General features: G+C 57.0%; 5 protein-coding genes. All 5 read left to right on the top strand.

Features of this window, described 5'->3' with window-relative positions:
- Positions 1-57 precede the first annotated feature (57 nt).
- The 5 genes from IDH41_RS00765 to IDH41_RS00785 all read left to right on the top strand — a co-directional run bounded on the left by IDH41_RS00765 (position 58) and on the right by IDH41_RS00785 (position 12,221).
- Entirely contained in the window at positions 58-2,361 is a 2,304-nt protein-coding gene (locus IDH41_RS00765) for a glycoside hydrolase family 95 protein (RefSeq protein ID WP_190857360.1), read from the top strand.
- Between the two features lie 40 nt (positions 2,362-2,401).
- Positions 2,402-3,970 carry a glycoside hydrolase family 28 protein gene (locus IDH41_RS00770; protein WP_190857362.1) on the top strand — a complete coding sequence of 523 codons (1,569 nt, stop codon included), beginning with the start codon at positions 2,402-2,404 and terminating at the stop codon, positions 3,968-3,970.
- Between the two features lie 73 nt (positions 3,971-4,043).
- Positions 4,044-8,879 carry a pectinesterase family protein gene (locus IDH41_RS00775; RefSeq protein ID WP_190857363.1) on the top strand — a complete coding sequence of 1,612 codons (4,836 nt, stop codon included), beginning with the start codon at positions 4,044-4,046 and terminating at the stop codon, positions 8,877-8,879.
- A 504-nt stretch (positions 8,880-9,383) separates the two neighbouring features.
- Positions 9,384-10,616, top strand: coding sequence for a multidrug effflux MFS transporter (locus IDH41_RS00780; RefSeq protein ID WP_190857365.1), 1,233 nt, complete (start codon positions 9,384-9,386; stop codon positions 10,614-10,616).
- Between the two features lie 435 nt (positions 10,617-11,051).
- Positions 11,052-12,221 (top strand): styrene monooxygenase/indole monooxygenase family protein, encoded by a 1,170-nt coding sequence (locus IDH41_RS00785; protein ID WP_190857367.1) that lies wholly within the window; start codon positions 11,052-11,054, stop codon positions 12,219-12,221.
- Positions 12,222-12,369 lie beyond the last annotated feature (148 nt).

Genomic DNA, 12,369 nt, shown 5'->3' on the forward strand with positions numbered 1-12,369 from the left:
TCCCTCTATACGGAGAAGGGAATCGTTACAAATCTTGTTGGCAAAGGGGAGGACAACATGTCATTCGCTTCGGAAACCTTAATCTGGTACGACAAGCCGGCTCAAAACTGGAATGAGGCTCTGCCCATCGGAAACGGCAGACTGGGCGGGATGGTGTTCGGCTCGGTGGAGCAGGAGCTCGTCCAATTCAACGAAGACACGGTGTGGTACGGGGGGCCAAGGGACCGGAACAACTCGGACGCGCTTCGCAATCTCCCTCTCCTACGCAAGCTGCTGTTCGAAGGACGGCTGAAGGAAGCGCACCGGTTGTCGGAAGCGGCTTTTTCCGGAACGCCGCGCAGCCAGAGGCACTACTTGACGGCGGGCGATCTGTACGTCGGCATCGATCATCCGGAGGGCGAGCTGACCCATTACCGCAGGGAGCTTGATCTGGAAAGGGCGGTTGCGGTAACGACTTATCAATACGGAGGCGTTACCTTTCGCAGGGAAGTGTTCTGCAGCTATCCGGACCAGGTCATGATCGTGCGATTGGAAGCGGACCGCCCCGGCGCTCTGACGCTGAGAGTGCGATTCGAGCGGAAGAAGGGGAAGCATATGGACGCTTCGCGCCGGCATGGAACGGATACGATCGTGATGACGAACGATTGCGGGGGCAAGGACGGGCTGACCTACAGCGCGGCCGCCAAAGCGATCGCGGCCCGCGGAACGGTAAGCGCGATCGGCGAGCATCTGCTGGTAGACCGGGCCGACGAAGTCACGATCGTTCTTGCCGCGGCCAGCACCTTCCGCACCGGCGATCCGGAGCGGCGCTGCCATGAGCTGCTGGAGCATGCGGCCGTCCAGAATTACGGCGTCCTGCTCAACAACCATGTCGAGGATTACCGGCGGTTATTCGACCGGGTGAAGCTGGAGCTGGGAGCTCCTGCCGGACAGGAGCTTCGGCTGCTGCCGACGGAGGAACGATTGGGGCGCGTACAGGCGGGCGAAGAGGATGCGGGACTGTATACGCTTTATTTTCACTTTGGCAGATATTTGCTCATTGCCTGCAGCCGCCCCGGATCGCTGCCGGCCAATCTGCAGGGGATATGGAACGATTCCATGTCGCCGCCCTGGGATAGCAAATTTACGATCAATATCAATACTCAAATGAATTATTGGCCCGCCGAAAGCTGCAACCTGGCGGAATGCCATGAGCCGCTGTTCGAGTTGATCGAACGGATGCGGGAGAACGGCCGTGTAACGGCGCGGAATATGTATGGCTGCCGCGGATTCGTCGCCCATCACAACACCGATATTTGGGCGGACACCGCTCCCCAAGACATTTATCCGCCCGCTACTCAGTGGGTAATGGGAGCGGCATGGCTGACGCTGCATCTATGGGAGCATTACCGTTTCCAGCCGAATCCCGATTTCCTGAAGAAGGCGTACGAGACGCTGAAGGAATCGGCTCTGTTTTTTACGGACTTTCTGACGGAAAGCCCCGAGGGGTATTTGGTAACGAATCCTTCGGTTTCGCCGGAAAACCGTTATAAGCTGCCGAACGGCGAGTCCGGAACGCTCTGCTACGGGCCTTCGATGGATACGCAGATCTTGACGGAGCTGTTCGACGCCTGCATCGAGGCGAGCGCGGAGCTGGGCACGGACGCCGAAGCCCGCCAGGAATGGATGGCCGTTAAAGCCCGTCTGCCCGAGATGAGAATCGGAAGGCACGGGCAGCTGCAGGAATGGCTGGAGGATTATGAAGAAGGCGACCCCGGCCACCGGCACATTTCCCATCTGTTCGCCCTTCATCCTGGAACGACGATCAGCCCGGACGCTACGCCGGAATTGGCCGAAGCCGCCAGAATTACGCTTCTAAGAAGGCTGGACAACGGCGGGGGGCACACCGGCTGGAGCCGGGCGTGGATCATCAACTTCTGGGCGCGGTTGCTCGACGGCGAGCAGGCTTATTTCCATACGAAGGAGCTGCTTTGCAAGTCGACGCTGCCGAACCTGTTCGACAATCATCCGCCGTTCCAAATCGACGGCAACTTCGGAGCCGCTGCGGGAATCGCCGAGATGCTGCTCCAAAGCCACCTGGGCTACATCAGACTTCTGCCGGCGCTGCCGGGGGCATGGCCGGAAGGACGCGTGCGAGGTCTTCGCGCCAGAGGAGGCTTCCGGATCGATGTCGCGTGGAGCGGCTGCCGTCTCGCGAGAGCGGAGATCGCTTCGGAGAGCGGGAAGAAGCTGCGGCTATATACGGAGCGGCCGGTGCGCGTCACGGCACCGGACGGAGACGATATACCGGCGGAGCGTAATGGCCGGTTCATGGAACTTCAAACCGAAACAGGCGGGAACTACATCATCGTGCCTTTATAAGCCGATGGTGCATGATGCCGCCATAAAATGGAGGTACTTTATGTTTGAACAATTGGAAGCTATTCAGGCGGACTTGCCGGGCATTCCGGACTATTCGGTAACGATTACGGATTATGGCGCCGTAGGCGACGGCGCGTTCGACAATACGAAGGCGTTTCATGAAGCGATTGAGGCCTGCTCGGAGGCGGGAGGAGGGAAAGTCGTCATTCCCCCCGGTATCTGGTTAACCGGTCCGCTTACCTTGCGGAGCCGGATCGAGCTGCATGCCGCAGCCGGTTCGCTGGTCGTGTTCAGCAAGCGTTTCGATCGTTATCCGATTCTGCTGTCGACTTACGAAGGCAAGCGGACGTATCGCTGCCAATCGCCGCTCGACGGCGAAGGACTCGAGGATATCGCGATTACGGGCGGCGGCGTTTTCGACGGGAGCGGGGATGCGTGGAGACCCGTCAAAAAAAGCAAGCTGACGGACAGTCAGTGGAGGCGATTGCTCCAATCCGGCGGCGTCGCGGATGGGAACGAGATGTGGTGGCCTACTCCGGCCGCAAGGGACGGGCAGGAAATTTTGGCACGGATCGAGGGGACAGGCAGCGATAATCCCGCAGACTACGAGCCGGCCAGAGACTACCTGAGGCCCTGCCTGCTTAGTTTAAGAAATTGCAAACGGATCCTGCTGGACGGTCCGACCTTCCAGAACTCCGCGGCCTGGTGCCTGCATCCGTGGGCATCGGAGCAGATTACGATTCGCAGCCTTACGGTCCGCAATCCGTGGTACGCCCAGAACGGGGACGGCCTGGATATCGACTCCTGCAAATATGTGACCGTGGAGGACTGCTCGTTCGATGTCGGCGACGACGCGATCTGCCTAAAGTCCGGAAAGGATGAAGCCGGGCGTCTGCTGGGAATGCCGAGCGAGCGGATCCGCATCAGGAATTGCACGGTATACCGCGGCCATGGCGGCATTGTCGTCGGCAGCGAAATGTCCGGGGGCATCAAGGACGTATCCGTATCCGACTGCACCTTTATCGGCACCGATATCGGCATTCGGTTCAAAAGCTGCCGCGGACGCGGCGGCGTCGTCGAAAATATATTCATCGAACGCATCCGGATGAAGGATATGATCGGTGACGCGATTTCGTTCAATTTATTTTACGAAGGGAAAGCGGGATCGGGCGAGTATCCGGATGAGGCGATGGTGCCGGTTACCGCGGAGACGCCCGTGTTCCGGAATATCCGGATCCGGGATATCGTATGCGCCGGCGCACAGACCGCTCTGCTTATCAATGGCTTGCCCGAAATGCCGGTCGATAACCTGTCGGTGAAGCGGGCCGTGATGACGAGCAAAGAGGGCATCGTATGCCGGAACGGTACGAACGTGAGCTTGCGGGACATGGTGCTGTCCATTCAGGAGAAGCCGCTCGTTACTCTCCATCAATGCCGAAATATCCGGATAGAGCAGGTTAGCGGAACAGGAACGGCGAAGGGCGACCGCTTGTTAGCGGTAACGGGAGAGCGATCCAGACAAATCGACTGCGTCGCATTGAAAGCCGATCAAGCCCGGCGGATAACGGTCGATTCCGAAGTGGACCGCGGGGAGGTCGTTCTGAAGTAATCGCACGGAATGAAAGGGGGTGGTCCTTCACGCATCCTTGTTATTGATTTCAAATTCATGAGGAGGTAGGCGCTTGAACACAGGAAAATGGTTAAAGCAGTTGCTCATCATGGCGGTGGCGTTCACCAGTATTACGGGAGGTTCGGCTTATGCCGAAGAGAGCACGGAATCCGCGAACCCGCAAAATACGTTGCGGACGCCCGCCTTTCCGGGTGCCGAAGGCGGCGGGAAGTATACGACCGGCGGCCGGGGCGGCGACGTCTACGAAGTGACGACGCTCGCCGACTCGGGTCCGGGGTCGCTTCGGGAGGCAGTCAGCGCCGGTAACCGGACGGTCGTCTTTCGAGTCGGCGGGGTCATCGAACTGGAATCTCCGCTCAAGATTATCGGGGACAACTTGACGATCGCGGGCCAGACGGCTCCGGGAGAAGGAGTTACGGTCATCGGGTACCCGACAACCTTCGAAGGGAACAATCTCATCATGCGGTACATGAGGTTCCGGCTGGGCGATTTGAACGTAACCGAAGCGGATTCCTTCGGCGGGCGGTACAAGAAGGACATTATCATCGATCATTCCTCGTTCAGCTGGTCCGTCGACGAGGTGTTCAGTCCGTACGGAAACGAAAATGTGACGGTTCAGTGGTCGATTATCGCGAATGCGATGCATATCAGCAGACATGCCAAAGGCAGACACGGCTACGGCGGAATATGGGGCGGCAAGAACACCAGCTTCCATCATAACTTGATCGCCCACAATTCCAGCCGCAATCCGGCATTCGACAGCACGGCAGGCAACGCCCACGACTTCCGCAACAACGTCGTGTACAACTGGGGGTTCTTCGCTTCTTACGGAGGGAAAGGCGCCGTTACCAATATGATCAACAACTATTATAAACCCGGTCCGGAGACGGAAGTCATCCGGTTTATGAATGCGGAGACGACCGGAAGCTACTATATCGACGGCAACGTCATGGACGGATACCCGGAGCTCGCTGCGGATAATTGGGCCGGCGTACACACTTATCCGGATTACGTAAAGCTGGAATCTCCCGCGCCATTTGCCAACCCGCTGCCGACCGAATCCGCCGAAGAGGCCTATGAAGCGGTCATGCGGAGCGCCGGCGCCATTCTCCCGAAGCGGGACGCCGTTGATGCCAGCGTTATTCAAGACGTCGTCAACCGAACCGGCACGCATATCAATTCGCAGAACGAGGTCGGCGGCTATCCGATCATGGAGCCGGTCGAATCTGCCTTGGAAGACGAAGATCATGACGGCATGCCGAGCGGATGGGAATCCGCCAATGGTTTGAATCCGAACGATCCGGACGACCGCAATCTGGCGAATGAAGAAGGTTACACGAACCTGGAGCTGTATTTGAACGGGATCGCAGGCAATGGTTCGGAGAACCCGACCGCTGTCATCACGGAACCGGCGAACAACGCGGTGGTCGAAGCCGGCTCGAACGTCACGATCGAAGCGTCCGCGGCCGATGAAGACGGCACCGTGACGAAGGTGGAATTTTATCGCAACGGAGAGAAGGTTGGAGAAGACGATAGCAAGCCGTACCGCTTCGAATGGACGGAGGCTGCCGACGGGACCCACTATTGGGCGGCGAAAGCAATCGACGAAACGGGCACATCGACGTTCTCGACGAGCGTGGTCGTCCATGCGAACACCGAAGGCGGCATCGAGCCTTGGCAATCCGCCGATGTCGGCAGCCCTGGCATTCCGGGCCATGCGCAGCTTGGCGACGCTCCGGGCGAGCTGACCGTCAAGTCGGCCGGCGATATCGGAGGCAAGAGCGGCACGAAGGATGCCTTCCATTTCGCCTACCAGGAAATAACGGGGAACGCCGAAATCGTCGCGAAAGTTGAAAGCGTTACCGCAACCAACGAGGAAGCGGAAGCCGGCGTCATGTTCCGCAGTAGTCTGAGTGAAGATTCCCCGTTTGCTTCGCTTGTCGTTCCGTACATGAGAACGGGCAAACGAGGCGTAACGCTAAGCCGCGCGACCGCCGGCGGAGAGGTTGCGAGAATTCAGCCGGAGCAGCAATTCCAGCTGCCTTACTGGATCAAGCTTGCCCGCGAGGGCAACCAATTCACGTCGCACGTCTCGCCCGACGGCATCGCGTGGACCGCTGTTGGGACCGTGAACGTGGAGCTTCCCGAGAAAGCCTATGTCGGTCTGGTTGCCGATGCGGCGAAGCCGGATAACGAGACGCACAAATACAATACCTCATTGTTCTCGAACGTAAAGCTGACATCCGGCGGCGAGGAGGATCCGAAAACCGTGTATTACGTGAACGAAGATTTCGAAGATCTGGCTATCGGATCGGTGCCTGACGGCTATAGCGTAACCCCGGATCCGCAGGACGCGGACCATACGGTTGCCGTGGACCGGATTCCCGCCAACTCGACGGGGAACGATTCCGCCAAGTCGCTCAAAGTATACGACAACGCGGCGGGCAGCACGGGGGTTACGCTCCAATTCCCGAAGCAGACCGGAACGGTCGCGATCGAGACCGACTTTATGTCGCCGGCCATGCCGGGCACTTCGATCGTGCTTCAGGTCAAGGATCCGGCAGGGACGAAGACGCCGATTGCCCTGGAGGTCCGCAAGCCTCAATTGCCGGAGCAGGAGGATGCTTACGCTCTGATCTACAAAAATAAGTACGGGCAAGACGCGAAGCTGTCCGACCTGCCGGCCGGCAACCGTTGGTACAATTTGAAAGTGATAGCCAATGCGGCGGCAAACACGATGGATATTTATGTAGACCATGTCCTGGCGGCCGAGCAGGTGGAGCTGAAGGACGACATGCGGACCTTGGGATTGGGCAGCGCGTTGTTCGGCAGAACGCCGGGCAGCGGCAGCGGAACGTATTATTTTGACAATATCAAGGTGTATGTGGGACCGGCGGCCGCACCGAAAGAACTCCGGGCGATCCCGGGGAACGGAAAGATCCAATTGGATTGGAAGACTGCGAACGGCGCATTAACGTATACCGTCAAGAGAAGCACGACGGACGGGGGCCCCTACGAGACGGTCGCCTCGGAGCTGAGCGCCTCCGCGACCACGTATACGGATGCGAGCGTTGCGAACGAGACGACCTATTATTATGTCGTAACTGCCGTCGGCGAATTGGGAGAAAGCGATCCTTCCAACCAGGCTCGCGTCACGCCGTCGGCGAACGTTGCGAAGCCCGAGGCGCCCGCGGGCCTTGCGGGGCTAGGCCGCCATACGCAAGCCGACCTTACCTGGCAGCCGGTGGAACATGCCGCAACGTATACCGTGGAGCGAAGCGAAAGCAAGGAAGGACCTTATACGGCCGCAGCCCGGGTTGAAGAGCCTTTCTATAGAGACATAGGACTTGCAAACGGCAAAAGCTACTATTATACGGTTACGGCCACAAGCGTTGCGGGAGACAGCGAACCGTCCGAGGCGATCGCGGTTCGTCCCGAGGCGCCGCTGCCGTCTCCGGCCAAGGTGAAAGCGATTGCCGGGGATGCTTCGGCGGTCATCACATGGGCCGCGGCGTCCGGTGCCTCCGGCTACAAGGTGAAGCGAAGCACGACGAGCGGCGGTCCGTATACGGTCGTTGCCGATCAAGTGAAGGGAACGCGCTATCGGGACAAGGGGCTCGCTAACGGAGAGGTATACTATTATGTCGTTTCCGCGCATCGCGGAACCGCCTCCAGCGCCAATTCCGATTCCGTGCGGGTCATCCCGTATCCGGCGAATACGGTACCCGCTCCGGCTGCCATTCGACTATCGGCCTTCGAAGACCGCGTCGAGCTGAGCTGGCCGAAGGTGAAGGGGGCATCCTCTTATCAGGTTATGCGCTCGGAAACGAGGAACGGGGCAGGGAGCGTCATTGCTTCCGGTCTGCGGAAACCGGCATATACCGATACCGATGCCGACACGGGCCAAACCTATTACTATTCGGTTCAATCGGTGAATAAGAACGGCCCGGGCGTCGGGTCGTACCCGCAGGGGGCGACGCCCGCCGCGGTGATCGTCGTGGCCAAGGACGGCACCGGCATGTTCGCAAGCGTGCAGGCGGCGGTGGATGCCATTCCCGAAGGCAATACGGACAGAACGATCATTTATATCCGCAAAGGAATCTATGAGGAACAGGTTACCGTGCCGAGAACGAAGCATGCCGTCAGCTTTATCGGCGAGAGCAAGGAAGAAACGATCATCACTTACACCAAAATTACGGGTACCGGATTCAATGAAAGAGCGACCGCCGTCGAATCCGACGATTTTACGGCCGAGAACATTACCTTCGCGAACGGGGCGGGCGCTCAGGGCGTAGCGGTCGCGCTCGATCTCCAAGGGGACCGAGCGTATTTCAACAACGTCCGCATGATCGGTTATCAGGATACGTTCTTCGTGAACAATACGGGCAAACGGGTTTACGTGGAAAACAGCTATATCGAGGGGGCCGTTGATTTTATTTACGGACCGGGAATCGCGGTGTTCGACCGAAGCGTCATTCACAATGTCCGTTCGGGCGGATACATGACGGCAGCGAGCACGCCCGAAAATCAGACTTACGGATTTTTGTTCTTGAACAGCAAGATCACGGGTGCGGCAGGAGTCAGAGACGTCTATTTCGGTCGTCCATGGAGACCGTTCGCCCATGTTCTGTTCATGAACACGGAAATGGAGGACGTCGTTCACGACAAGGGCTGGCACAACTGGGGCAGACCGGATAACGAGAAGACGGCCAGATACTATGAATTCAACAACGCCGGGCCGGGAGCGGCGGCCGAATCCCGAGCGGCCTGGTCCAAGCAGCTGACGCCGGAAGAAGCGAACCTGTACACGATTTCGTCCATGATGAGGGGAACGGACGGATGGGATCCGACCGCGATGCCCGTTCTTCCGAATCCGAAGAAAAAATAAGAAGCTTCGAGCATGCCTTGAATAAGAGATAAATTCTGCATATAAGTATCGCAAAGATTTCAAGAAACACAAATACGTTTATTTCCTGGGCCTGTTCGGAATCGCTTATTACGTTGTATTTAGCTACGTTCCGATGTACGGCGTCATTATCGCGTTCAAGGATTACTCGCCGGTCAAAGGGATCATGGGGAGCTCATGGGTCGGCTTGCAGTACTTTGCGGAGTTTTTCCAAAGCTTCTACTGTGTCCAGCTTCGTACGCCGATTCAAGCAGCAGACGGGCGTTACGCCGGGCGAATACCGATTGGGCCGTATGGACGATAAAACGGGTCGGGCATTCTTGAATGTCTGATCCGTTTCTTTTTTTGCGCCCGTTGCCGGTCAAAGCCATAAGCAGGATCAATTTGCTATTGGGTTTATTTCGATCTTGGTCTATAATGAATCGAGTTTACAAGATACGATAAATGATAAATCCTTATTTGGATGGTTTAGGAGAAGATTAAACGATGTCCGCAACAAACAAGTATGACCGCTTAAGATTAGTATTGCTGTTAGGCGCTTTTTCGGCGCTGGGTCCGCTTACGATTGATATGTACTTGCCGTCTTTCCCGGAAATTACCGCCGATTTTGGAACCGAGGCTTCTCTCGTTCAGCTTAGTTTGACGGCATGCCTCATCGGCTTAGGTTTGGGCCAATTGATCATGGGACCGTTAAGCGACGTCCACGGGAGACGGAAGCCCGTTATTATTTCGCTTATCCTATATCTCGTTGCTTCGTTCGTCTGCGCGATTTCCCCGAATATTTATTGCTTTATCGCCGCGCGCTTCGTGCAGGGGTTTGCCGCCTCTGCGGGAATCGTGATCTCCCGGGCGATCGTGCGCGACGTCTATAGCGGGACGGAATTAACGAAGTTTTTCGCGCTGCTCATGCTCGTAAATAACTTATTCCCCATGATAGCGCCCATGGCCGGCAGCGGCGTTATCTCCTTTACGACGTGGGTAGGCGTGTTTATCGCATTAAGCATCGTCGGACTGCTGCTCGCCATATTGGCTACGGCGAACTTAAAGGAAACGCTGCCTGCGGAGAAGCGGGTATCCGGCAACTTCGGCGAGCTGTTAGCCGGCATTGGGGCGCTGCTTAAAGACCGGCAGTTTATCGGCTACGCGCTGGCGCAGGGCATTATGATCGGCGGCGTATTCGCCTACGTATCGGGAACGCCGTTCGTTTATCAAAATATTTACGGAGCCTCTCCGCAATTGTTCGCGCTGTTGTTCGCGTCCAACGGCATAAGCTTGATTATCGGTTCGCAAGCCGTCGGGCGGTTCAGCCGGACGTTCTCGGAACGCAAATTCGTGATCCTTGGCTTGCTTATGGCGGTTACGGCCAGCTTTGCGGCTTTGATCGTTATTTTATTGCAAGGTCCTTTGTGGGCTTTGGTTATTCCGTTGTTCTTCTTCGTGGCGTCGATCGGCATGACGGCAACCGCTTCGTTCGTCCTGGCGATGGGGTCGCAAAGCGAAAGGGCGGGAAGCGCATCCGCCCTGCTTGGCCTGCTGCCTTTCGTAATCGGAGCGGTCACTTCACCGCTGGTCGGCGTTGCCGGGGAATATTCCGCGGTGCCGATGGGAATGATCATTTTGTCCACGAGCCTGCTTGCTCTTATCGCATTTTTCGGTCTCGCGCAGAAGTCGCGGGCAAAGCTTGCGAATGACATTTTGGCCTCCAAGGTTACTCATTAAAGATGACAAGCACCTTCCCGCGCAAGCTGACGGTAAGGTGTTTTTTTTGCGTACCGGGATATGGGGCTGCAATACCGTCGGACGGACGGTCGACCCGGTTAACATGACGCAATATTACGAGCCGCTCATTCGTTCTTGGAGGAACCCGGCTGCAAAATGCCGAAGGGGTATGGTGCACGCTCGTTAAGAAGGAATTAACAATGTGGAGGAGACTTGTTCTATCAAGGCAACAACGACATGGGCCGCTCCTGGTACTTGTCGATGACGGAAATCGGCTGGAAGGACGGCTTGCCTTACGCGATGCAGGGCGTTGCAGGTTGAAGGATGAATAAGGAGAAGGACAAATATTCTCTGCTATAGGTAATAATTCCCTTTTAATGGAAAGGATTTTCCGGTATCGTTAGGAGAGTTCATTCAATAGGGGGAGATCGCTTTATGAGCAAGCGGATTGCCATTATCGGCAGCGGTACCGCGGGACTGCAGCTAGCCTATTCCTTGCGTAAGGATTTCGACGTTACGCTGCTTCATTACGAGGAACCGGAAGAGACTCGCCGCGGACGAATCCAGTCGACGCAGGTTCATTTTCATCCGACGCTTCAGCGGGAGCGGCGATTCCTTATGCCGGATACGAACGATGCGCCTAGCATCCAAACGATCCACTTCAACGTGGGCACGCAGAAGCTGTTTGTCGGGAGGCTGAAGGGCGCGGCGTCTTCCGTCGATCAGCGCTTGGCTTACTCCACGGCAATGGACGACTTGAGGCGGCAAGGATTGCGCTTTCGCAATGGCCGCGTATCCCGGAACGAGCTGGCATCCATGGCCGAATCGTACGATCTCTTGATTGATGCCACCGGCAAAGCCGGCCCGCTTGTCCCGTTCCCGGTTGAAGCCGGGCTTACGCCGTTTCAAACGCCGCAGCGCAAATGCATCGTCGGTTATTTCAAAGGGGTATCGCCCGTCGAACCCGAGGGGATATCGATTACGGTAATGCCCGGAATCGGCGAGATGTTCGAAATTCCCGCTATAACCGAACAGGGACGGGTAACCATTTTATTCATTGAGGCGGTGCCCGACGGGCTATTGGATGCTTTTAAAGGGATAAAGACGCCTCAAGACTTTGCGGCTCGGATGGAGAGTGTCCTTCAGGAAAGCTTCCCGGAAATTTATGGACGCGTCGACCTGGATCGTTTCTCCCTTGTCGATGAGGTGGCGTTTCTTCAAACCGCGATCACGCCGATCGTTCGCCGTCCGTATTTGATGCAAAGCGGCACTCTGGTGCTGGGATGCGGGGACAGTGTCATCCTTGCGGATCCGATTACGGGCCAAGGCTGCAATACGGCCTCCTACTGTGCGGAGCAGCTTTATGAGACGCTCCTAGCGCACCAAGAATCCCCGTGGGACGAACAGGTCGGAATCGATTATTGGAACCGCGCCCGTCCTTATGTAACGGCCGTGACCGAATGGACGAACGCGATGACCGGCCCGCTGCCCGAACATATCGGACAAATGCTCATGCATGCCGCGGCGGATCAAGAGACGGCCGACCGGATCGTCCATTGGTTCGAGCAGCCGTCGACAGCTCATGAAGCCTTCTTCCGGCGATAAGCGATTTTATCAACTGGTTATCGACACAACCTTCGAATGGACGGAATGACTTACGCGATGCAAGGAGAGGTAAAATTACGCAGGCCGGCATTCAAGAAGATTGCGAACCGAAAACATAGTATACTTAGGAAAGGTATCCTTAAATAGG

The organism is Paenibacillus arenilitoris (assembly GCF_014705655.1).
Classification (GTDB): Bacteria; Bacillota; Bacilli; order Paenibacillales; family Paenibacillaceae; genus Pristimantibacillus; species Pristimantibacillus arenilitoris.